The 23405-nt window shown below is 37.0% G+C and carries 19 protein-coding genes, 1 tRNA gene and 1 riboswitch; of the genes, 5 read left to right on the forward strand and 15 right to left on the reverse strand.

Features of this window, described 5'->3' with window-relative positions:
- Positions 1–167: 167 nt before the first annotated feature.
- Positions 168–329, reverse strand: a riboswitch (cyclic di-AMP (ydaO/yuaA leader).
- Positions 330–505: 176 nt separating this feature from the next.
- On the forward strand, positions 506–700 hold the full coding sequence (locus ABE41_RS14955; RefSeq protein ID WP_066291922.1) for a hypothetical protein: 195 nt from the start codon (positions 506–508) through the stop codon (positions 698–700).
- 35 nt (positions 701–735) lie between these two features.
- On the opposite strand, the gene ABE41_RS14960 is transcribed toward ABE41_RS14955, so the two are convergent.
- Both ABE41_RS14960 and ABE41_RS21090 read right to left on the reverse strand, forming a co-directional pair.
- Complete coding sequence (locus ABE41_RS14960; RefSeq protein ID WP_066291928.1) at positions 736–1461, reverse strand: GDSL-type esterase/lipase family protein; 726 nt, start codon at positions 1459–1461, stop codon at positions 736–738.
- A gap of 74 nt (positions 1462–1535) precedes the next feature.
- On the reverse strand, positions 1536–1694 hold the full coding sequence (locus ABE41_RS21090; RefSeq protein ID WP_156774283.1) for a hypothetical protein: 159 nt from the start codon (positions 1692–1694) through the stop codon (positions 1536–1538).
- A gap of 126 nt (positions 1695–1820) precedes the next feature.
- Between ABE41_RS21090 and ABE41_RS14965 the strand changes: the two genes are divergently transcribed.
- The gene (locus tag ABE41_RS14965) at positions 1821–2522 is read left to right on the forward strand and encodes a TrkA C-terminal domain-containing protein (protein WP_066291931.1); all 702 of its coding nucleotides are present in this window, start codon (positions 1821–1823) and stop codon (positions 2520–2522) included.
- 32 nt (positions 2523–2554) lie between these two features.
- Here ABE41_RS14965 and ABE41_RS14970 read toward each other — a convergent pair whose 3' ends face one another.
- From ABE41_RS14970 to ABE41_RS14980, 3 genes are all read right to left on the reverse strand, one after another.
- Positions 2555–5206 carry a bifunctional diguanylate cyclase/phosphodiesterase gene (locus tag ABE41_RS14970; RefSeq protein WP_066291933.1) on the reverse strand — a complete coding sequence of 884 codons (2652 nt, stop codon included), beginning with the start codon at positions 5204–5206 and terminating at the stop codon, positions 2555–2557.
- A gap of 203 nt (positions 5207–5409) precedes the next feature.
- Positions 5410–5637 carry a hypothetical protein gene (locus ABE41_RS14975; protein ID WP_156774284.1) on the reverse strand — a complete coding sequence of 76 codons (228 nt, stop codon included), beginning with the start codon at positions 5635–5637 and terminating at the stop codon, positions 5410–5412.
- 219 nt (positions 5638–5856) lie between these two features.
- Positions 5857–6501: a 3'-5' exonuclease gene (locus ABE41_RS14980; RefSeq protein ID WP_066291937.1), complete on the reverse strand. Its 645-nt coding sequence runs from the start codon at positions 6499–6501 to the stop codon at positions 5857–5859.
- Positions 6502–7023: 522 nt separating this feature from the next.
- On the opposite strand from ABE41_RS14980, the gene ABE41_RS14985 reads away from it, so the two are divergent.
- Positions 7024–7686: a hypothetical protein gene (locus ABE41_RS14985; protein ID WP_066291940.1), complete on the forward strand. Its 663-nt coding sequence runs from the start codon at positions 7024–7026 to the stop codon at positions 7684–7686.
- A 125-nt stretch (positions 7687–7811) separates the two neighbouring features.
- The gene (locus tag ABE41_RS20730) at positions 7812–7988 is read left to right on the forward strand and encodes a YjcZ family sporulation protein (protein ID WP_083207823.1); all 177 of its coding nucleotides are present in this window, start codon (positions 7812–7814) and stop codon (positions 7986–7988) included.
- Positions 7989–8031: 43 nt separating this feature from the next.
- Here the strand turns inward: ABE41_RS20730 and nagE are convergent, their stop codons facing one another.
- The 9 genes from nagE to nagZ all read right to left on the reverse strand — a co-directional run bounded on the left by nagE (position 8032) and on the right by nagZ (position 18991).
- On the reverse strand, positions 8032–9435 hold the full coding sequence (gene nagE, locus ABE41_RS14990) for an N-acetylglucosamine-specific PTS transporter subunit IIBC (protein WP_066291942.1): 1404 nt from the start codon (positions 9433–9435) through the stop codon (positions 8032–8034).
- Positions 9436–9456: 21 nt separating this feature from the next.
- Positions 9457–10356, reverse strand: a complete 900-nt coding sequence (gene murQ, locus ABE41_RS14995) for an N-acetylmuramic acid 6-phosphate etherase (protein ID WP_066291944.1) — start codon at positions 10354–10356, stop codon at positions 9457–9459.
- Positions 10357–10405: 49 nt separating this feature from the next.
- The gene (locus ABE41_RS15000) at positions 10406–11452 is read right to left on the reverse strand and encodes a DUF871 domain-containing protein (protein WP_066291947.1); all 1047 of its coding nucleotides are present in this window, start codon (positions 11450–11452) and stop codon (positions 10406–10408) included.
- 17 nt (positions 11453–11469) lie between these two features.
- Positions 11470–12846 (reverse strand): PTS transporter subunit EIIC, encoded by a 1377-nt coding sequence (locus tag ABE41_RS15005; RefSeq protein ID WP_066291949.1) that lies wholly within the window; start codon positions 12844–12846, stop codon positions 11470–11472.
- A gap of 51 nt (positions 12847–12897) precedes the next feature.
- The gene (locus ABE41_RS15010; RefSeq protein WP_066291952.1) at positions 12898–13617 is read right to left on the reverse strand and encodes a GntR family transcriptional regulator; all 720 of its coding nucleotides are present in this window, start codon (positions 13615–13617) and stop codon (positions 12898–12900) included.
- A 9-nt stretch (positions 13618–13626) separates the two neighbouring features.
- On the reverse strand, positions 13627–14346 hold the full coding sequence (gene nagB / locus ABE41_RS15015; protein ID WP_066291961.1) for a glucosamine-6-phosphate deaminase: 720 nt from the start codon (positions 14344–14346) through the stop codon (positions 13627–13629).
- Positions 14343–15530, reverse strand: a complete 1188-nt coding sequence (gene nagA / locus ABE41_RS15020) for an N-acetylglucosamine-6-phosphate deacetylase (RefSeq protein WP_066291964.1) — start codon at positions 15528–15530, stop codon at positions 14343–14345. Before nagA ends, nagB begins: the two co-directional genes overlap by 4 nt.
- 119 nt (positions 15531–15649) lie before the next feature.
- Complete coding sequence (locus tag ABE41_RS15025; RefSeq protein WP_066291966.1) at positions 15650–16912, reverse strand: exo-beta-N-acetylmuramidase NamZ family protein; 1263 nt, start codon at positions 16910–16912, stop codon at positions 15650–15652.
- A gap of 18 nt (positions 16913–16930) precedes the next feature.
- Positions 16931–18991, reverse strand: coding sequence for a beta-N-acetylhexosaminidase (gene nagZ, locus ABE41_RS15030; protein ID WP_066294895.1), 2061 nt, complete (start codon positions 18989–18991; stop codon positions 16931–16933).
- Between the two features lie 331 nt (positions 18992–19322).
- On the opposite strand from nagZ, the gene ABE41_RS15035 reads away from it, so the two are divergent.
- A tRNA-Ala gene (locus tag ABE41_RS15035) sits at positions 19323–19398 on the forward strand.
- 336 nt (positions 19399–19734) lie between these two features.
- Here the strand turns inward: ABE41_RS15035 and ABE41_RS15040 are convergent.
- Positions 19735–23388 (reverse strand): type IIG restriction enzyme/methyltransferase, encoded by a 3654-nt coding sequence (locus ABE41_RS15040; protein ID WP_066291967.1) that lies wholly within the window; start codon positions 23386–23388, stop codon positions 19735–19737.
- Between the last annotated feature and the right edge of the window lie 17 nt (positions 23389–23405).

The raw sequence follows: 23405 nt of genomic DNA on the forward strand, positions 1-23405 counted from the left end.
AAACGCATCCCCCTTTATTAGAAAATTCTTACTATTGTTACTATAGTATGAGGAGTGTGTCCTAATACATGCCTAAATTTTTGTTTGCATATAAAAACCCACGAAAACTAGAGAGGAATTTTCCGTGGGGTACACTGCAACACATAGACTTAGCCCATGTATATAAGCTCTCTCTCCAAAAACGCTTACGAGGTTAGCTGTCGGATTAGGGAATTGAGAGTTATCCCTTCTGCTTTTAACAAATTCATCCCAGGCATAGTGCCAAAGTTGTGGTTCCCCCGCTTCTTTTAAGTTCAGAATAGAACAAAAGAATTCAGCGAATCATATTAACATGTTTTAATCTTATCAACATACATAAAAATTTGTCAAGATTTCTGAACATGCATATTTATTCCATCTAAATGTTTCATCATGAAGGTTTTTCCAAATCTTCTTTTCTACCCCATAAGCATGAACAAATAAGCGAATTATGTAAAAGGTTCTATTTTTCAGGGAGGTATTGTAAATGAAGATCGTATTTTATGAAAAAGGTGATTTAAGCATTATCGTGGGTGCTTCTAAATTAAAAGGTGAATTAACGATTGAGCAGATAAAAAATGAAAGTGAAAAAAAGGCTAAAGAACTTGGTGAGTTATTAGGCCGTGAAATTGGATTCCTAATTGACATGAACGGCAAATTAGATACTCAATTTAAAAAATAGCATGAAGAAAGCTGACCAAATTGGTCAGCTTTTTCTTATGGCTTCCACTGATTATAAACCCAATTCCCCATCTTATAATAACCTCTTCGGTTCGGATGTAAAGAATCTGCAAAATACATGTCTTTCTCAATATTTTCATAAAGTTCATACGTAGAAATGTATTTCGTTAATGTGCTTTCTTTGCTTGCTTCAATAATTGCTTCATTCCACGAACGTATACTTTCAGGAGCTTTAGTATCATATTCCTCGCCAAAATATGGATTATACAAACCTAGAACATATACTTGTGCAAAGGAGTTGTTTTCCCTAATGACTGCAAGTGTTTTACTCAAATTATTGCGCAGCTTTTCCTTTCCAAGTAAGAGCGGCTGCTGCGGAAGCTGACGGAAGTTCCAGCCAGCAGCATGCCTAAAATCATTTGTCCCTATAAATACAAACACATATTCAGCCTGCTTGAGGGCTTTTATTACGACGCCATTGTCCAATTGACGTAAAAGCTGGTCTGATCGTTGTCCGCTAATTCCGAAATTATTTACAATTACATTTCTGCCGGTTTGCTTCTGGATGTTTTGACGTACAACGCCAATATATCCGGTCTTTGAAGGGTCCCCTACGCCATACGTTAACGAATCACCAAGTGCGACTATTTTTATTGTCTTTATCTTATTAGAACCTTCTGTTTTTCCTGCTTGAAAAATAGCAAATAAAAGGATGGCAAGTATTGCTCCTCCAATTAGCCACTTTTTTGATACTTTCCTCACATTGCGTCCTCAATTCTAATTATTGTTTTATTACTTTTTACCATAATGGAGGAAAATATCAAGTAATGAATGTGCTACTTAAGACGATAATCTTCTGAAGTTTGCGGTGCATCTTCCCAAAGGTGATCTTTATCATAGTGATAGGTGTCCTTTTTCACAAATGAATGTATGAGCAATGCCACTCCTCCGCATAATAGTCCTGCCGGTAATAGAGCAATAAGAAAGCCTGTCATCTACATCCCCTCCTGTACAAAACTATATGTGAAGCATCGATTTTTTATGAAAAGGGGAAATTGAATCATTACATATAGATTTTTTAGGGTATAAGAGGATAGAAAGTATAAGTCGGAGGTGCCTTCGTGGGTTTTTTGTTTACTTTACTTTATTTTGCAATTATTGCAGTCGTTATTGAAATCAATGTTCTTTTATTTACACTTACAGGATTAAAAAAAGAAATTGCCCGTTTTCAGGTTATCTCTATGTTTACTGCTACAGGATTTACTACGGGAGAATCAGAATTAATTTTAGAACATCCAATCAGAAGAAGACTGAGCACTTTTCTTATACTCTTTGGTGTTTTCTCTCTTGCTGTAGTCATTTCTGCGATAAGCAATATATTATCTGATGAGTTTCGCTCTATTGAACTTGGGATGATTACATTGGCACTTATAGGACTCTACCTCATTCTGAGTATGCCGAAGTTTAAACGCTATCTGGAGAAATCGTTTGAAGGACATCTTGAAAAACAATACAATTTAGCTGATCTGCCTTTGCGTGATGTTATGTATTTTGATGAAGATGACGTCGTTATTGAACTGCCTATCCACAAAAACTCATCAGTAATCGGCAAGAAATTAAAAGACGTTATTGAAATAGAAGATGATATGCTGGTGCTATTTATTAAACGCGGTGATGTTACATTAAGGAAGGACAGCTATACTACTGAAATACAAGAAGGAGATATGATATTCCTATACGGCAATCAAGACTCCCTTACAAAAAGGTTTAAAAAAGAAATGGAAGAACTAAAGGAAAAAACAGAAAAAGAAAAGAAAGTGTAAAAAAGGAGCTTTGTAATAAGCCCCTTTTTTCATTAAACCGTAATAGGTTTGATTGCTTTTACCTTAGTCATATGATTGATAATCAACAACTCAATTTTTTCAGCTTCCATCGGCCGGCACGTATAAAATCCTTGTATTTCATTGCAGTTCTTCTCTTTTAAGTAATTATATTGTTCTTCTGTTTCAACGCCTTCAGCCACAACGTTCATTTTTAATGAGTGAGCTAAAGTGATGATGGCAGTAGCAATGGCAGAATCATCTGTTTCTGTTCCAATTCCTCTTATAAATGATTGATCGATCTTTAATGTATCAATATGGAATTTCTTTAAATACCCCATTGAGGAATAACCCGTCCCGAAATCATCCAGCGCAAAATGCACACCCATTTTTTTTAATTGCTCGATGGAGAAAAGTATAGTTTCTTCATACTTCATTAATGTACTTTCCGTAATCTCAAGCTCTACGAATTCCGGAGGCAAACCCGTTTCCTTCAGAACAGATTGAATAGATGCTACAAGATCTCTTTGCAAAAATTGCCTAGCAGATAGATTTATAGCTATTCTAACCGGAGGATATCCATTATCCATCCACTCTTTAGTTTGTCTGCAGGCAGTGCGAATAACCCATGCTCCTATTTTAGTAATCAGCCCTGTTTCTTCAGCTAAGGGAATGAATTCCCCAGGAGAGATCATCCCCCAGCGAGGATGTTTCCATCGAATTAAGGCTTCCAAAGCAATGATAGATGTTCGATCTATAGAAAACCTTGGCTGATAATGAAGCAGCAGTTCATCATTCTCAATGGCTCCGTGCAGTTCATTCTCCATAAGCAGTCTTTCATAACTGTTGCTGTCTAGCGCACTTTTATAATATTGATACGTATTTTTACCATCTTCTTTCGCTCGGTACATAGCAAGGTCTGCATTCTTCAGTAAAGCTTTCGGGTCGTGACCATCTAGGGGGAATATAGAAACACCTATACTCGCTGTAATATGTATCATTTCGTCCTTAATAAAAATAGGTTCCGAAAATATTTCTAGAAGATTAGTCATTTTCCTCTTAAGCTTCTCTTCGTTTATATCTTCAAGAATGATTGTAAATTCATCACCGCTCATCCGATACACTCTGCCAAAACCTCTAGTGAACAATTTCAATCTTAAAGAAACTTCTTTTAAGACGAGGTCGCCAAAAGAATGCCCGAGTGAGTCATTAATAAATTTAAAACGATCTAAGTCTAAAAACAGGACTCCCAGCTGCTGACTTTTATTTTCAGCGTTCCGTAGGTGACCTTCAAATTCTTCTGTGAATGATCTTCGATTTGGCAAGCCTGTAAGCTGATCCTGATATGCCATCCTTTTAATAAGTTCTTTGTGTTTATTTCTTTCAGTAATATCTCTTGCCACTACAACAATGTTCTCAATATCACCTGATTCTTTCAGCACTGGCATGGCCCTGGCTTCAATCGTAACGTAATGGCCATCTGCATGAAGATAACGAAACTGAACTTCTAACGGCTTTTTATCATTTAAAAGATCTCGAAATTTATCAGATACCGCGGGAATATCTTCCGGATGTGTATAGGTCAGAAAAGAGTTACCCAGATTGGCTTCTGCTCCAAAAATAAGCTTATAAGAAGGTGACGTATACTTAACCTTTCCGCTCGTATCAAGTGTGACAATTAGGTCTGTAACATTTTCAGTCATCGCTCTGAATTTAGCTTCACTTTTTCGAAGTGCTTCTTCTTTCTGCTTTTGTTCAATCGCTAATCCTGCGAGATGCGAAAACGCTTCCATTGTTCCCCATTCTTTTTCATCAGGGGAAGAAGGTGCCTTAAAGTAAACGGCTAAGATTCCAAGTAGCTGATTGGAAGATGATAGAATCGGATTGCTCCAGCAGGCTCTTACTCCATGCTGCAAAGCCATTCGTTTCTTTTTATCATTTTTCAATTCCTTCCCTATATCCATTAAAATAACTGACTTGTATGTGAACGCCGCTCTGCCGCAGCTCTCTTCAGCAGAGCTTATTTCAATCTGATGTATATCTTGAATGAATGATTCAGACAGATTAGCTGAATAGAAATACTCAAGTCTTTTATCCCGCTCATTAGCCAAATGAATACAAACTTCTGATTGTGGCATAGCTGCTTCAAAATTTAAAGAAATGGCTTTAAACACATCCTTCAAGCTGCATCCTTTTGCAATCATCTCTAATATTAATTTTTGGCCGATAAGTAAGGATTCTGCATTTTTTTGTTCTGCATAAAGGATACGATATTGTTCTTCAGATCTTTCTAGTTTTTCTGCGATGCTTTTGGATTCGGTAACGTCTTTAACAGATGCTAATAAATGTGTGCACTCGCCTTGTTGATTATGTATAGGGGTTAAGCATGTCACGGCAGTTTGCAGTATACCCTTATGGAACGTTTCTGTCTCAAACTGAATCGATTCTTCGGAGAATACCGCTTGTTCATAGACCTCTTGCAGTTCTTCAGCTAGTTTCCTATCAAGTACCTCTTCCATAAACTTGCCAATAACATCCCTCTTGATGCCTGCAAATTTAAGAGCTGAATCATTTGCTGCTGCATATTGAAATCTCTTTCCTTCATCCACTACTTTCATTAAAAACATCATATCGAGAAATCCATTAAATAATGTGTTAATCTCTGTTTGATCTTCTATCCGAAACATACTTTAGTCTCCCCGATAATTAAGTTGATAACTATCAAAAAATTCAAATTTCTACTATAAGTATATAAAATTGTTAATTTTTTTACCATAAATAATAAAACAACCCCCAAAACCAATAGAAGGTGTTCGAAAAATTAAAAAGTACATAAAAAAAGAACCTCTCCGATGGATGGAGGTCCTTTTATTGCTGCCGCTTTAAATTGTCATCCTACTTCTTTAACAGTCATAGGAACAAAAGATAATAACAAAGAAATAATGTTATTAATTTGTTCCGGAGTAATATGTATTCCATCGTTAGCTAATAATTCTTCTTTAAGACGTATGATTCTATCCACTTCTTCTAGCCGAGCATCACTCAAGCAATAATCAATCGTATTTAATAACTCCAGCAACTGATTATTTTTATTGGTAATGTAATATGTAGTGTTCACCAATAAACACCCCCCACTATCATTATTATCGAAACTAAGGTCATTTTCCTACAAAAACAATTCGTCAAATGACGACATATCTTACTTTATATGGATTTTAACCCATTATACCTAATGCTTTTTGTCGAAATCGGTCGTATTTTCAGGAACAAAGTCCTATTATTAATTCTTTTGTTAACTTACATATTTTACAAGTTTACGCATATCTGTGTAATTACTTTAGTTAAATAACTTTGATAATGAAGCAAATGGAGAGATTTCCTCTTCAGCTTTTGTTTTATATACTAGTTTTTCAGGTTCGAAGAGTTTAGATTCCATGTAAGAAGCTGGATTAATTGTAAAGACAACATTACTGAAAATCTTTTGAAGGATTTTAGCAGTATTAATTGCATCATCTAACGCCCGATGCTTAGAACCCTCATAGGTTAGTTCCAATGTTTGAAGGGCCCGTGATAATCCGTAGCGAAATCCTTTATCACTATCATGCAGCATACTGAAATGGAATTGCAGATCATTGTGATTAATAATCCATTCAATATCTGTCTGGTGAAAAGTAGAATCTGTAATGAGAGCCCATTTATCTTCAGGTCCCCAGGAGCATAAATAATAGTCTTCTAAGCCTATCCATGCTCGAAAGCTTTCAATGGCTTCAGTGTAAGAAGGAGCCGAAATTAAATCTTTTTTTGTTATACCTGTAAGATTTGTTATGCGTGTATTTAATTTATCCATTTTCGGCTGAACAAAGGATTGAAACGTATCAAGATGCATTAGTTCTCCATTTACTACCTTCATTCGTATTGCGCCAATCTCAATAATTTCAGACAATCGGTTAGTCATTTCCAGATCATAGACAATATATTGCATCCTCCACCACACCTGCCTTTCATCATTTTGCCCTTTTGGTGAATGTCTACCATTATTGTAGATGATTTGTTAACAAAATGAAATATTTCCATGAGTTTAATTCGTTGCAAGCTGATATAATTACTATGTCTTTTTATTTAGCTTCTTCGTTAACATTATTTTATGATTTTGATCAGCTTACATGTCATCTATTCTCCATCTGTAAATGTTTATTAATCTGCCAAACTTTTTCATTTTCAATTTACTGTTTCTTTTGTTACCATTATTGTTGTCTGTTTTAAATAAATACTATTCATGTAATCTTTGTAGCTCTTGGAAGGGTTGATTTCCATTTCAGGTACTCGCTTTCCGCGGGGCGTGCGGTGAGCCTCCCTATCGCTTCGCGCTGACGGGGTCTCACCTGTCCCGCTAATCCCGCCGGAGTCTCGCACCTTACACTTCAATCAACTTTTCAAAGAAGCCGAAAAGTAAAAATCTTTGTGAAAAGCCTAAAAAATCGAATTACATAATGAGGGATCTACTATGAAAAAACCAATAATTTTATTAATATGCGCTGTGCTTTTAACCTTCTCAGCTTGTTCTAATGATGATAAACCGATAGATCAGACAACTGCTGAGACGAAAGCAGAAAATAATAAGGATGAACCTTCTCCGCCTGCCGCTTCAGGTGATGAAGAAGCAGAAGAAACTGCAGCAGCTGATGATGCAGAAAATACTTCAGAAGAAGATGAAACGAACGAAAATCAGGATGAAGAAGAAAAAGATTACTTAACAAGCCATCACCAATTTGTAGCAAGTGAAGTAACAAACCTTTCGGAAAAAGAAGTCAGCAATATGTGGGGAGAACCCGTAAGAACTGAAAAAATTCAATTTCGTTATTCTGGAACTTCGAACTTTATTCCAGCTGTTGTTAACTATTACCAAAATGAAAAGTTTGCTGTTACTTTTGTTGAAGGAAAAGCCGCTCGTCTTGTTTATTCGGTAATTGATGAAGAAATCTTATTTGATGATGATAAAACAAAGGCACTAGAATTAGCTGGTCTGCCAACAGATGTTGAAGAAACAACAGATACCGATACTGCTTTTGTATGGAACGATATTGGCGGTGTACATGAGGTAACAATGTTCTCTAAAGGTGAATTTGCAGACTATCTTTATATCATTCTAGATGAAGCCTATAAGTAAACTACTAAACTGACACTTGGTTTCTATAAATCCGCACCTATCACGTTTCTATGCTTAACCTGTCTGCATAAAATGGGATGAGGAGAGAAATCGGCTTCTCATAGTGCAAGAAGAGGAGTGAAACCATGTCGTCGAGAAAGTACTGTTCTGATAGCTTTACGCTTTATGTGGTACTATTCGTGCTGCTCATTATTGTCGGAGCCGTTTCGTACAGCGGGAGTTGCTGCGAGTATTCGTATCCATGTCCTTACCCATACGGATATGCAGCCAATGCGCCGGTAAGCGGTTATTGGAACGCTTAAGCGAGAAAAAACACCATTCCTTTGGGAACGGTGTTTTCTTTTATTACAGCTTTTCTCTCATACTGTCTGCAATTGGCTCAACTTCTGCTCCCACTACTACTTGGATGTTTTGATTATTAAGTTTTATTAAACCTTTTGATCCAGCTCTTTTGAGTGCTTCTTCATCCACTTTGCTAATATCCTTGATTTGCAAACGTAATCTTGTAATGCAGTTATCAAGCTGAACGATGTTATCCTTACCGCCTAGAGCTGAAAGATATGCATCAGCTGCCGTATCATATTTTGAATCGGTTGATGTACCTGTTGCAGCTGCTTCTGCTGTTATCACATCTTCATCTTCTCTTCCAGGCGTCTTTAAATCTAGCTTTACGATTAAATAACGGAAAACGGCATAATATAGAGCAAAATATACTGCACCTATTGGCAGCAGCAGCCATCCATTTTGAGCGATTCCAATATTGAGGAAATAATCAATTGCCCCCGCCGAAAATGTAAAGCCATGGTGGATATCAAACAATACTGCAACTGACATAGAAACTGCTGTTAAAAGTGCATGAACTACATAAAGCAAAGGTGATAAAAACATAAATGCAAATTCTATAGGCTCAGTAATTCCCGTTACAAATGACGTCAGTGCCATACTGCCCAGCATCCCAGCAACCGCTTTTTTACGATGCCTTTTCGCTGTATGAACCATAGCTAAACAAGCAGCTGGCAAGCCGAACATCATAACCGGGAAGAATCCTGCCATATAGAATCCTGCTTTAGGATCTTCTGCAAAGAATCTCCAAAGGTCTCCTGTGACCTTGCCATTCTCACCAGTGAATTCACCAAATACAAACCATAAGAAACTATTTAATACGTGATGAAGACCTAATGGGATTAATAGACGGTTGAAGAAACCAAATATTCCTGCACCAATTGCTCCAGCACTTGTAATCCATGTTCCGACATTTTCTAGCCCCATTTGAATAGATGGCCAGATGAATCCAAAAACCAATCCAAGAAGAACCATCGTTCCTGCGGTTACAATTGGCACAAATCGTTTTCCGCCAAAGAAAGATAACCATTCCGGCAATTTTATATTATAGAACTTATTGTATAAGAGCCCTGCGATGACACCTGCTAAAATCCCCCCCAGAACAGACATATCGAACTTTTCGAATTCTAATGTCCCTACTGCGATCGATTTAGCACCTTCTGTCAATACAAAATAGCCAATTGCTCCTGAAAGACCTGCAGCTCCGCTTCCATCTCTGGACAAACCTACAGCAACACCTATCGCAAAAATTAAAGCCAAATGTCCAAAAATCGCATTACCTGCTGCAGCTAAAAAAGGAATACCTAATAAGTCATCTTGGCCAAATCGTAATAACAACCCCGCTGCCGGAAGAACGGCAATCGGCAGCATCAGTGCACGGCCAATACGCTGTAAAAATCCCAACATCACAACCTACCCCTTTCACTTTTAAGTGTAGTTTTTGATCGCTTCTTTTAATCTTCCATTATGCTGTTCCAGATGTGTTATTGCTTCATCTGGTGAAACTCCAGTTACAAGCTGAAAGATAGCTGCCTTCGTGTTTCCATTCTGTTCTTTTAAAGCTTGTTCTGCTTCCTTTTCTGATACCCCAACTGCCTCCATAATGATATTTCTGGCACGCTGTTTCAGCTTTGCGTTAGTAGGCTGAACATCAACCATTAGGTTGCTGTACACTTTTCCCCATTTGATCATACTTGTTGTACTGATCATATTAAGTACTAGTTTTTGTGCAGTCCCTGCCTTCATGCGAGTTGAACCTGTAACCACCTCAGGTCCTGTCACAACCGTAATGCTCGTATCTGCAGCTTTTTCCATAGGTGAATTTAGAGAACAAACCACAGCAGCTGTGAACGCTCCTTGAGCCTTCGCATATTCCATCGCACCAAGACAATAAGGAGTTCTTCCTGATGCGGCTATCGCAACAACAACATCTTTTTTAGTTACATTTGCTTTTTGTAAATCTTTCTTACCAAGCTCGGAATCGTCTTCTGCTCCTTCGATAGCATGCTGAAGGGCATAATCTCCTCCTGCGATAATACCAACTACCAAATTTGGATCGGTTCCATATGTCGGCGGACATTCTGATGCATCTAATACACCAAGTCTTCCGCTCGTACCTGCGCCTATATAGATCAGCCGGCCACCATTTTCAAAAGCCTCGACCACTTTTTCTGCTACCGTGCCAATTTTAGATAATACCGGGGTGATACAGCTGGCTACGCCAAGATCTGCTTCGTGTATTTTTTTGACCACTTCTAAAGTTGAAAGTTCATCAATATTTATTGTGTCTGGGTTTCTTTTTTCTGTAGCCAATTTTGTTAAATCCATCACGTTCTCCCTTCGGTGTTTGTTCATAACTCCTAATATCGTATATCTGCTAATCTAAGAAAATATACTTTTGTCCGCTTCCGATCCATTTCAATAGTGACTCGCTTTCCTTTCTTACGTATCCGGCTATATTCACTTTTGGACTAGCCGGAAGAGTCTCTAAACAAATTTGAAGTTCGCCTGAATATCTTCCATACAGCTTATTATCCACTGTAATCAAGCCTCTCTCGAACGTATAAGCGGATGAAGGATCAGGCTCATAGACAGCGACCATACCCCTCGATTCTACAGATCGTATAACATATTGAGCAGGATCCATCCTATTCGTGTGGGTGCTGTTCCAAAAATGCTCATACCCCTTATTAAAAGAAGCATAAATCGGTACTGTACCATCAGCTAAATAGCTAAATCCTTTTGCGGTCTCTTCTGAGAGATTAGGATCACCGATGCAAATCTTATCGGTACCAAGTTCACGAAGTTCTAAAGCTGCATCTAAAGGTGAGATATGTCTATGATCCTCAATCGTTGGAAGACCTTCATGTAAAGGTCCTCTTAATCGATCGTCTCCGGGAACAAATCCCATCGTTCTTATTCCAAAACGATGAAACAATGCATTTCGATCTTTTAATGCTTGCTTAGAAATGCCGGTGAACGGTTTCGGATAAAAGTTATGCCATGCTTCTGATTGATTTGGCAAAAGCCCTTCATCCAGAAGATCTGACAGCTGAGCTTCATCCACAGTACTAGCGTTCAATCCGATTTTTAGAGAATGGGACAGCCAAGCAATCTGCTTAGCTGTGAACCCATAGTCCATTCTCACTCCAGATATACCCCAATCTTTTAACAGCGGAAGCTCCTCAAACTTAAGACCCAGCCGCTCAAGTGAAGCTGGCGAAACATCAGCCATAACTTCCATATGAACATCCTGTGCTGTTTCGCCCAGCCATTTAACTTTTTCAACAAAAGAGAATCCCTCTTCTTCTGGAATATGAAGAGAGGTAAAAATGTACTGAAAACCATTTTTAGCCGCCTTCTGAATCCAGTCTTTATTTAGAGAATCAGGTTCACTTAAATAAATGGATATACCATAACACAAAAGTCATTCACTCCTGGTTAGATGTCTTTTGCCATGCTTTCTTTAAATCCAAACGTCCATGTGAACAAGAATCCAAAGACATAAGCAATGACTAATCCTACTAAATAGAGAACCATTTCATTTGGATTCACTAAGAACACAAGCGGGATTCCAGATACACCGATTGCAATTGTAGCAACCTCATAGAATGCCTGGAATGCTCCGCCTACTGCAGCCCCTAAACAAGCAGTTAAGAACGGACGTCCAAGCGGCAGTGTTACACCGAAGATTAATGGCTCACCGATACCTAGCATACCAACTGGCAGACCGCCTTTTATTACTTTACGAAGTCTTTGGTTCTTCGTTTTGAAGTAAATGGCAAACGCAGCACCTACTTGACCGGCACCACCCATTGCAAGAATCGGCAATAACGGGTCATCTCCGATTGTGTTGATAAGCTCCATGTGTACAGGTGTTAAACCTTGGTGAAGTCCTGTTACAACTAATGGCAAGAATGTACCTGCTAAAATAAGTCCAGAGAATATACCGCCAATATCAATTAAATTCAACAATCCTTTAGTGATAAGGTCTGACAAGAAGCCTCCTACAGGCTGAAGAACAAAAAGTGTAGCAAAACCAGTAATTAATAACGCAAGTGTAGGTGTAACAATGATATCAATTGATGGATGAACAAACTTTCTGATACGTTTTTCTAAAAAAGCAATAAATACAGCTGCAAGCATAACTCCGATTAAACCGCCGCGTCCAGCTACAAGCGGATCACCAAAAAGCGTAATATTTGCAAGCCCCGGGTTGATGATCAATATCCCCGCTGCACCACCTAATGCAGGTGTTCCTCCAAATTCTTTGGCCGTGTTAATCCCTACAAAAACGGCTAGATAACTAAAAACACCCCAGCCAATCAAACCTAACATTTGTATAAATGCAGATTCTGGATCTGCACCCATTCTTATCGCTACGTTCGTAATCCCAGCAATCAAACCTGAAGCGACGATAGCAGGAATTAACGGAATGAAGATACTTGCAATCTTTCTTAAAAATTGTTTAAATGGCGTAGCATTTTTCTTATTAATGGCATCTTTGTTCATACGAGCCATCTGCTCTAAGTCCATTGGGTTTGTTTCTTCCTCAACTGAATGAATGTTCATACCTGTTTCTTCACTCATAGCAAGTGTGACACGGTTGACGATTCCAGGACCGACAATGATTTGCAATGTATCATCTTCTACGACACCTAAAACCCCATCCACGTCTTTTAAACCTGCTAGGTCTGCTTTTGACGGGTCATGTAAATTCACCCTGATTCTTGTCATACAATGCATCAATGTCTGGATATTGGATACGCCACCCAGCTTTTCAATGATGCTGTGAGCCATTTGCTGCTCTTTCCCCATTTTTTCCTTCCCCCTTCACGTAAACGCTTTCATTTTTTTATATAAAACGCTTTAGCGCTTCATATCGATCATAAATTTGTATCGGTCACCTCGATAAACTGAATGGACCACTTCAAGCGGTTTCCCTGTAGTTAAATAAGTCTGCCTTTGAATAAGCAGGACGGGAGCGCCCTTGGCAATCTCCAGAATCTCACTTTCTGCCTCTCGGGCAATGGAAGCTTCTAAACTTTGAGTTGCATAATCTATATGGAAGCCTGCATTCTCGACCTGAGAATACAAGGAGCCTTCTTTTATATGAATCTCATTTAAATGGATAAGCTGTACAGGCACAAAAGTTGTTTCGATTGCCATCGGTATTTCGTTCGCAAGACGAACACGCTTAATCTCGTAAACTTTTTCATGTTGTGAAATCTCCAGTGCCTTGGCTAGCTGATGGTTTGCTTCAACCGTTTGAAAGGATACGAGCTTTGATGCAGGTTTATAACCTCTTGCTTTCATATCTTCTGTAAAACTTGTAAGCCCTAATAATTTTTGCTCTATTTTTTTACCGGAAACGAAAGTGCCTTTACCTTTGCGCCTCGTTAAATATCCGTCATTGACTAGATTGTTGATGGCTTGACGAACAGTCATTCGGCTTACTTCATAATTCTCAGCAAATTCTCTTTCAGAGGAGATCATGCTGCCAGACTCCCATTCTCCTTTATCGATCTTCTGCTTGATCGCCTCTTCTATCTGAAAATAAAGTGGCAGGGGTGATGTTTTATCAATCATAAAAATGGGTCAACTCTCCTTATCTAAAAGCTTTCTAGCACCTTTATCCGCAAGCACTGTAACATTTGGATGATTTATTAATGCTGTTGCAGGTATATCTTCACTTAATGATCCTTTAAAAAGCTCTTTTACAGCATTCGCTTTCCTCTCACCGATTGCGAGTAGAAGAATCTCTTTACTCTCCAGTATCGTTCCAATCCCCATGGTAATCGCTTGTTTAGGCTGTTCACTGTCAACAAAATATTTAGCATTCGCTTTCAATGTAGAATCTGTAAGCTGTACAACATGTGTTCTTGCATCAAAACTGGTACCCGGTTCGTTAAAACCGATATGGCCATTTTCACCGATACCTAACACTTGCAGATCTATGCCGCCAAGCTCTTTAATCATCTGTTCATATTTGCTGCACTCTTCTATTAAACTAGCTGCCTCACCATCTGGAATATGAATTTGGTCTCTGGGAATATCAATATGTCTGAATAAGTGCTCCTCCATGTAAGCGTGGTACGTTGTGGATCCCACGTATTCATCCAGATTAACAGTGTGTATATGTTGAAAAGTTTGCTTACACTCTTTACTATATTTTGAAAGGTAGCGGTACATGCCTTGTGGCGTTTTACCGGTTGCGAGGCCAAGAACTAATCTTTTAGCAGACTTTACTTTTGTAAATAATATATCTGCCGCTATTCTGCTGAGTTCTTCTTCATCTGAAACCGTTATTAGTTTCAAACTTTCTCCTCCTTTCTCCGATATGCAAGTTCTCCTCTGCAAAAAGTCATGTACACATTATAATCTTCTGTTAATACTGTTATATCGGCATCTTTTCCTTTTGAAAGACTTCCCTTTTTGTCATAAATGTTTAATTCGTTCGCAGCATTCACGCTAGTCATTTTTACGATATCTGCAATGGAACAGTTCGTAAATTTCATCATGTTTTTCACTGCATCATTCATGCTCAAAATACTGCCTGCAAGTGTACCATCTTCTAAATAAGCTCTTCCGTTTTTCACCGTTACTTGCTGTCCGCCTAACGTATAAGTTCCATCACCTAACCCTTTAGCACGCATGGAATCTGTAATGAGAACTGTACGGTCTGGTCCTGTTGAATGGTATGCGAGATTTATCATTTCCGGGCTGGCATGCACACCGTCAACAATCATCTCAACGTTTAATTCCTTCTGAATAAGTGCCGCACCGGCAACTCCAGGGTCTCGATGATGCATACCTCTCATTCCATTAAATAGATGTGTAACGTGAGAGATGCCCGATCTAATTCCTTCTTTAACTTCTTCAAAAGTACTGTCACTATGGCCAATTGAAGCGATTATTCCATTGCTGGATAAATAGGAAGCTAAATCAAGACCTCCCTCCATCTCTGGAGCAAGTGTCACTAATCGAATATGACTTTTAGCTCTTTCATGCCACTTTTTAAACATTTCTATATTTGGCGATTCTATAAATCCTTTTGGCTGAGCACCTGCACGCTTAGGAGAAATAAATGGTCCTTCCAAGTGAATTCCAACAATTTCAGCTGATCCAGGTTTTTGGTTTTCAATAAAGGATGCTGTCTGTTCTAATGCTTCTTCAATATAAAGAGGATTTTCTGTCATCGTTGTCGCCAAGAATGAAGTTGTTCCTTCAGCAGGCAAGGCTTTTTCCATAATTGATAAAGCATCTTCTGTTCCATCCATCACATCTGCACCTGACGCTCCATGAATATGAATGTCGATCATACCTGGAATTATAATGGAACCTGAAGGCATCCCATAAGTCTCTGCTTCTTCATCCTGCGTTAATGGGTTCACTCCGCCAACGTATTCAATTTTTCCGTTTTTAATAAAAAGATAGCCATTTTTAACAAGAGATCCGTTCTCATCTATATAATCTCCATGCAATAATACTCCCGGCTTCATGTCCACTCCCCTTTATCACTTTATGCCAAGCGTATCATTGTTATGACTAGTTGTCTATACCAGTCAGAAAATTCAAACAAAAAAGCTAAGGCCAAGTGTTCAGCCTTAGCTCCCGTACATTAATAAAGCAAATAGTTCTTCCTTGTTTCTTTAAAATCATTTAATTCATCTTGGTAGCGGTTTACGATCTCCTCTACAGAACTTCCAGATTCAATAGCATCCCTTACCCATCCATTTCCGATCAATAAATCAAAGAAAGATTTACCTGCACTGTCTTCAGCACGGAAAGCAAAGTCTTGAGGGTACATATCATGAATCGTTTTCACTAATGTAATTCCAGTAAGCACTTGCTGGAATAACTTTTCATCTGTTACATGTATTTCTACCCCATGAGATAGTTTACCTACATGTTTTGAAAATGATGGTATGAAAGATGCTGAACGGAACTTCACTCCTGGAAGTGCTTGTTCGTTTAATGCTTTAGCAAGATCATCCCCATTTATAAAAGGAGCTCCGATCAACTCAAAAGGTTTCGTTGTTCCTCTTCCTTCTGAAACATTCGTTCCTTCAATTAAGGCTGCACCAGGATAAGTGATAGCTGTATCCTTTGTTGGCATATTTGGAGATGGAAGCACCCATTCGAGTCCGCTGTCCTCATATGTCCAAGATCTCTTCCAGCCTTTCATTTCAACAACTTCCAAATCAGCACCGATATTGAACTCTTCATTAAAAAGTTTCGCAAGTTCACCAACCGTCATCCCGTGTCTTAATGGGATTGGGTAAAGACCAACAAACGATGAATAAGATGGATCCAATACTGGCCCTTCTACTTGTTCTCCGCCAAGCGGATTAGGTCTGTCTAATACAACAAATGGAATATTGTTTTCCTTAGCGGCTTCCATCGCATAAGCCATCGTATAGATGTATGTGTAGAATCGAGTCCCTACATCCTGAATATCAAAGACCAATACGTCAATGCCTTCAAGCATTTCAGGAGTTGGCTTTTTTGTTTTCCCATATAAGCTATATACAGGAAGTCCTGTTTTGGGATCTGTATAAAACTCAACGTACTGACCCGCCTGGGCACTTCCTCTTACTCCATGTTCCGGACCATATAACGCCTTTAGTTCGATGTCGGGATGATTGTATAGCACATCAACGATACTGTTCAATTCACGATCAACACCTGTTGGATTTGTGATCAAGCCTACATTCTTACCCTCTAAAAGGGATACCTGATCACTCATTAGCATTTCAAGACCAGTCTTGAAATTTTGTCTATGCTGAAAGCTTTCACCCTTCGTTGCGTTCAGGATTTGTGTACCTGGGAGCATACTAATTACCAGAGCCAAAACTGTTAAAAACAATCCCCATTTTTTCATCTCGATATTCCTCCTCTATTAATAACTTAAACCGTGTCCAAATGGATAAAGAACCGAATCAGCATCTCTATAAATCGTTACCGGAAGCTTTCCTGACGGATTATTTAAACCAAAAATAGTTTCTGCCGAAGCTTTGAAACTTGCATCTCTAAAACCGTACTGAGTGATATAAGAAGTAACTTCCGGAAAAGCCATAATGTCATATGGATTTCTAATTCCTACAGCAACAGTCTTATCAGGCGCAGCCTGAATAACTTGATTTACCATCTGCATTTGAGGAGACGATGGTGAACGGCCAGATACATTGAATGTGTATGTTCCAAGAACGACTAAATCTGCATTTCTTACCTTCGTTAATTGCGCTTCACTTAGAGGCTGTGTTGATTTAATCAGTTCTACTGACGAGTGATGCTCAGCTAGAGCTTTTTGCAGACTATCACTATATGTGTTTCCAATAACTACAACAGAGTCTAGGTTATTTTTATCAGCAGGCAACAAGCCATTGTTTTGTACTAAAGTAATCGATTTCCGGGCAACTTCTAGTTCTGTTTCTTTATGAGTGATGTTTCCAACCACTTCTTCTGCATGTTCGATCTTTTCCTCTACTGGAGTTTCCGTTACTTGTTTGAAAATTCCGCGCTTAGCTTTTAATGTCAGCAGCCTTTCAACAGACTGATTTAACCTTTCTTCAGTAATTTCACCCTTCTCTACTGCTTCATATAATCCAGAAGCCACTTCTTCTAACCCTACAGGCATTAAGATAATATCTGTACCGGCATTGACCGCTCGAATTACAGCATCAACAGGACCAAAGTGATCTGCAATTGCTTTCATATTTAATGCATCAGTAGAAATGACACCATCAAATCCCATTTCATTTCTCATTAAGTTTGTTAGGACTTCGTATGACAATGTTGCAGGCAGCGCAATTTCTGTTCCGTCCTTTTTTGAAATAACTGTTGTCGGGTCAATCTTAGGGAAAGTGACATGTGCAGTCATTATTGCATCTATCCCTTCATTCATTGCCTGCTGAAAAGGATAAAGTTCTACTTCTAATAGACGCTCTTTATCATGTGGGACAGAAGGCAGTCCTAAATGCGAATCTGTTGCAGTATCTCCGTGACCTGGAAAGTGCTTTGCAGTTGCAGCCATGCCTGAATTTTGCAGTCCTTTTGTGTAAGCAGTTCCTAAGTCAGCAACAAGCTGTGGATCTTCACCGAACGAACGAACTCCGATAACCGGGTTATCAGGATTGTTATTCACATCTAAGACAGGCGCTAAATTCATGTTTATTCCTAAAGAATGAAGCTCTGATCCGATTGCATATCCGACAGATTCCGCCAGTTCTGTTGATCTTGTTGCACCAAGCGCCATATTTCCTGGGAAATCGGTACCACTCTGCAAACGTGTCACAATTCCTCCTTCTTGGTCGATTGAAAGGAGTAAGCCATAATCTTCATTTGCCTTTTTATACTCATCAACAAGTCTTACCGTTTGCTCTGTTGTTACAACATTTTCGCGAAACAGGATGACTCCGCCAAGATGATATTTCTTAACTAGCTCTTTAATTTCATCATTCATTTCTGTAACAGGCTGTCCATTCCAGTTACGGAAATCTGGCATTAACATCTGGCCGACTTTTTCTTTCACTGACATAGAACGTACAGCATTAGAAATGATGTCATATTTATGCCCTTTTTGCTTGTCAAAATTTGCTTCACCATGTTTTACATGTATACCGATTCTGTCGTAAGATTTACCATTTGTAACAAAAATAAATGTTTTGCCGCTTTGGCCGCTTAACGTAACGACACCTTCATTTGAAATTGATGCTACATTTTTATTCAAAGATCCCCACTTAAGATTTTCTTTCACTTCAACATATTTACCATTCTCATAAGCTAATAAAGCTGAAAGATCAAAGGTTTCCCCCTTGATTTCATCATCTAGCTGTGGAATGTTCTGTGCAATGATTAAATGCCCATTATTACCTTGTTCCGCAGAAACAGAATCACTCTTCCCCATTCCACTGAACAACGGAACGATCAATACAGCAGCTAAAATTAAAAAACGAATCATTTTAAATGCGTTCAATTTTCTAGCCTCCTCTTTTTTTGGTAGCGCTTTCTTTCTTTGACACTTTTCGGTAGAAAAAAGGAGGTTCCTGTCACATGTTGTTAAAACAGAACTTAAGTCCTCTGCAGTACTAGGACTAGTTGTCTATACCAATTTGAATTACTGTTTTTTACAGGTAAGAAAGCCTCATGTAAAAAAGCTTTATCCGATTTGGACAAAGCTTTAGATTATTTCTTTTATTGTTAGAAATGAGAATATATTTATGCAAAATTAGCCAAAAAAGCTTGCGGCTTATTTTCTAAGAATATATAATTCAATTTGTCAGGACAGATATGGGGGCTTAGCTCAGCTGGGAGAGCGTTTGGCTGGCAGCCAAAAGGTCAGCGGTTCGATCCCGCTAGTCTCCACCATAAATAACAGTCGAAAACCCTTGATAATCAAGGGTTTTTTTTATTTATAAAGAGTAAATTTTTTTGAAATAAAATGTTTTTATTGCATTGGTTCACATTTGGTTCACCTTTAGTTAACTAAAGTGAATATTAAAAATATATACTTAAGAAAAATCCCTTTTCTTTTATGCGATATAATTTCCAATAATTTTAGTTATAATCACAAAAAACACCTCAATTCTCTGCTCTTGATAGCGGATAATTGAGGTGTTGGACTAAATAAAGATAATACAGATACGATTTAAAAAATCCAAAGATTTTTTCTAGTGAATCTTAAACAATCTTACTCAAAATGTTTTATTCAATTTTGAAGTCCCTAATAACTTGTTTTTCTTCTTGGTTTAATTTGTAAAGATCCATTACATATTCATTTATTGCATGATCTAAATTAGTCATTTCTTCTCTTTCGTTTTCTGTTGGAAGAGAAGTTGTATGCAATGCAATTTGTTTTTCTACTAGATTGGAAAGGTGAACTTGTTCCTCTTGGGTAGCATTTGGTATCGGTAATTCTTTTATCTGATACAAACGTAATTGAGGAAAAGTTTTCCGCTGCAGAAAATCATATTTATGGATAGCATAATAACTTTCTACTTTGGAATTTAAAACACCTAAGATAAAATAGGAATTAATTTTTAGGTTACGAATTGCAATTAAACTTCGTTCGTGCATTATAGGTTTGTCTGTATGCATTACTGTTAATGAATAAGCAGCTTTTCTAGGAATTTGTCGAATAAGAAGGCGTTCACCCATAAACATTTCTGGATTTCGAGGTTCTGCTAAATGACGTCCATATCGAATATATTCTTTCCCTCTAAAAATTTTAAAACGATCAATGTGTTCGCCCTTTATAATTTCCCAGTAGTTTTTATCTACCTTGAGGGGTGAAAACCAATCCCTATCCTTTTTTAATTTTTTAAAATCATTATCATCATGTGTTTGTTTAGGTTCTCCTTTTCCTTTTTGATATACTTTCAAACCATCTCGGACAATAGCATAATTAGGTTCAAGGATTTTCGAATTATCTTCTATGGATTTAATTATTGTAGAAATGTCTAAAGGGTTTTTTCCTTCTTTAAATACTGAGAGATTAAAAACTTGGTGCTTTAATAATTCATTTGGTCCTACTTTTTTAATTACATTTACTTCTTCGTTTTGCAGTTCAGCTAGTTCAACCAAGGATGGTGATGAAATTTTACCACTAATTATGCAATTATCTACAGAGGCATCCTCAAAAATTTTATCATGTGAATTTAAAATGAATACGTCTCCTGTGTTTTCCAAAATATATCTTCTCATTGTATTATATTGACCGATTGTAAGGAACGTATTAGGTATAATCATTGAATACAGTCCGTTTTTTCGTAAAATTTTAAAACTCAACTCTAAAAATAGTCCAAAAGTATTTGCCTGATACTTACTCAATGGATATTCCTGTTCAAAATATCTTTTTTCGGAAGTGCTAAAAACGCCTTCAGAAGAATATATATATGGCGGATTAGCAATTACTACATCAAAACCAACAAAGTTACCATCATCATCTAAAATTTCAGGAAATTCCATGCGCCATTCTAAGCCTTTACGAAAAAGAGGATTTTGACGTGAGTGCTCCAAATCGGCCATAGCTTTATTAAGTTTTTTCTCAATTTCTAAAATTTCTTCTCGCTGTTTTTTAACATCTTCTTTAGAAGCGAAAAGATCTATCTGACCTACTTTTGCTAGATTACTATTCAATCGTTTTACTTTTCGTAATTCAGGTGTTTCAATACTTGATAAAAAATTCAGTTTAATTTGATCAATTTGATTTATTATATCTTGTTTCTTTCGTTTATTATTAGTGCTTTTATAATCAGAAACAAGTTGAGTATAATTTTTTATTTGAGAAAATCTTTTATCTAAACTATCATCAACTCTAAATTTATGAAGTAAACTGTTACCAACTTTGATGTTAATATCAATATTGGGTAAAGTGATTAACTGCTGTGTTTTTGATTCCTTTTCAAGGTAGTAATAAGAGTTTTTAAGTAACTCAATCCATAAACGCAATCTACATATATTAGCTGAGTTAGGATTGATATCAACACCAAATAGGCAGTTTTCAATTAATTTTCTTTTTTCAAGGAAAATAGCTTTTTGGATGCGCTCAGATTCTGGATTACCTCTCTTATAAGTAAAGTTGTCGCCATTAAAATCTTGAATGATAAGCTCATCATTTACTACCGTACAACGAATATCATTCATTGATCGTTCTTCATGATCAATTAAAACTCGAAGCTCACTTTTAATAGCAATAAGTTCGTTTAACACAGATACTAGGAAATGCCCTGAACCTACTGCTGGATCACAAATTTTAAGTGTATTAATAATTTTGTTGATTTCTTTAGCATCATCTAATGATGTTATATTAAATTGTACTTCGTAAATATTTTTACAATTCCAACGCTTGATTTCATTTATTTTTTCCACCACAGCATCTCTAATAATTTTCCGGCTCATATACATTGTGATGCGTCCAGGGGTATAGAAAGAACCCTCTCTATAACCATTAATTTTTTCAAATATTAATCCAAGTACTGCAGCGTTTATTAAATTATTTTTATCTTTTTTATTATGTCTAACTGAAGTGGAAAAATCATATGCGCTCAAGAAATCAAACAGATAAGTCAGGAATTCAACTTTTCCGGTTTTTCTTTTTCCATCTTTACCTTTTAATATTGTTTTTGAATAAAATGTAATTTGATGTTCTCTTAGACGATCGATTCCTAATCCATCACGAGAAATTTCTAATTCAGTTTCTTCAAATAAACTACTATTTAAATATGGAATTTGTGGGAATTTTTCTTGCATTTCGCTACTTCTTTGATGAACTTTTTTTGCAAGAACACCAAAAAATAGGTAGTATATATCATCAAATGTTGGTAACAAGTTTTTTGTTAAAAACTTATACTTTTCCTCACCATTAAAAGCTATTAATTGGCTTTCTAATAGCTTTAAAAACAATATTCGATTTACCCAAACAACAGTTAATTGAATAGCAATTTCCTGTTGTTTTTCTGTAGGAACATCATTCATTTGTAATCTGTCAACTACGTTTTCAACAAATGAACCTAATTGACGCTTATTAGCAGGCAAGCGTTGAATAATCTTTTTATTATCAACTTTAATTTCTTCTAGTCCCATAAGAAAAAGTAATTCATCATAGAACCCTTTGTTTAATTTATTGGAATCTGCAAAAATTTCTTTGTTTAATAAATTTTCAGGTGTAAAAAACCTATAAAGTTGAGTAAGTTTATTTTGTTGGATCTCGATTTTCTTATTTTGTTTTAAAGCATTACGTAAATCAAAGTGTGCTAGTATCAATCCATCATTAATAGCTTTATCAATTGCCGGAGCTATTACTTCTTTAAATAAGAAATCTGTTTTCACACTCGATAATTGTGCTAGGCGCCACTTATTATATAAATCAATTAATTTCTTATTTTTAACGAAATGTTTTTCTATTTCTTTGGCTTCAATAACAAACCATTCTAAACCGTTTGTTATTATACATTTTTTTACTTCAAGATTTTTTCTTATCAATCGTTCATTTAAGTAATAATGAATAATTTCTTGAAATGCCTTAGTATTATAATTTACTTTTGACATCATTTCACTTTTGTTTTTGAGACTCTTAGATTCAATTAATATTCCTACTGTTGACTCTGGAGAAGGACCGTTATAAATAGCTAAGTCAGTTCTTTCAATTGTATTAATAAAATTGTTTGGAAAACATTCCTTTAAGAAATCTTTTAATAGATTTTTTTGAAATTCTTCTGATTCCTCAGGCTTTGCGTAGAGATTTTCTAAAAAACCCACAAGATTGGCTTCAAACACCAATTTATCATCTTCTTGTGGCATTATTGCTTGTATATTTTTCGACATACTCTGTTTTAAAGTTAATCCTTGAATACTCATTTTCATCCCACCAATAA

It is taken from the genome of Fictibacillus arsenicus (genome assembly GCF_001642935.1).
Lineage (GTDB): Bacteria > Bacillota > Bacilli > Bacillales > Fictibacillaceae > Fictibacillus > Fictibacillus arsenicus_B.

What these genes read in the sequence shown, in the direction of transcription:
- ABE41_RS15025 (WP_066291966.1), bottom strand. Translation starts at nt 16,912, where the DNA reads ATGAAAAAATGGGGATTGTTTTTAACAGTTTTGGCTCTGGTAATTAGT.
- ABE41_RS15010 (WP_066291952.1), bottom strand. Translation starts at nt 13,617, where the DNA reads ATGATTGATAAAACATCACCCCTGCCACTTTATTTTCAGATAGAAGAG.
- nagZ (WP_066294895.1), bottom strand. Translation starts at nt 18,991, where the DNA reads ATGATTCGTTTTTTAATTTTAGCTGCTGTATTGATCGTTCCGTTGTTC.
- ABE41_RS14985 (WP_066291940.1), top strand. Translation starts at nt 7,024, where the DNA reads ATGAAAAAACCAATAATTTTATTAATATGCGCTGTGCTTTTAACCTTC.
- ABE41_RS14970 (WP_066291933.1), bottom strand. Translation starts at nt 5,206, where the DNA reads ATGTTTCGGATAGAAGATCAAACAGAGATTAACACATTATTTAATGGA.
- nagE (WP_066291942.1), bottom strand. Translation starts at nt 9,435, where the DNA reads ATGTTGGGATTTTTACAGCGTATTGGCCGTGCACTGATGCTGCCGATT.
- ABE41_RS20730 (WP_083207823.1), top strand. Translation starts at nt 7,812, where the DNA reads ATGTCGTCGAGAAAGTACTGTTCTGATAGCTTTACGCTTTATGTGGTA.
- ABE41_RS21090 (WP_156774283.1), bottom strand. Translation starts at nt 1,694, where the DNA reads ATGACAGGCTTTCTTATTGCTCTATTACCGGCAGGACTATTATGCGGA.
- ABE41_RS14980 (WP_066291937.1), bottom strand. Translation starts at nt 6,501, where the DNA reads ATGCAATATATTGTCTATGATCTGGAAATGACTAACCGATTGTCTGAA.
- murQ (WP_066291944.1), bottom strand. Translation starts at nt 10,356, where the DNA reads ATGGATTTAACAAAATTGGCTACAGAAAAAAGAAACCCAGACACAATA.
- ABE41_RS15040 (WP_066291967.1), bottom strand. Translation starts at nt 23,388, where the DNA reads ATGAGTATTCAAGGATTAACTTTAAAACAGAGTATGTCGAAAAATATA.
- nagA (WP_066291964.1), bottom strand. Translation starts at nt 15,530, where the DNA reads ATGAAGCCGGGAGTATTATTGCATGGAGATTATATAGATGAGAACGGA.
- ABE41_RS14955 (WP_066291922.1), top strand. Translation starts at nt 506, where the DNA reads ATGAAGATCGTATTTTATGAAAAAGGTGATTTAAGCATTATCGTGGGT.
- ABE41_RS15005 (WP_066291949.1), bottom strand. Translation starts at nt 12,846, where the DNA reads ATGGGGAAAGAGCAGCAAATGGCTCACAGCATCATTGAAAAGCTGGGT.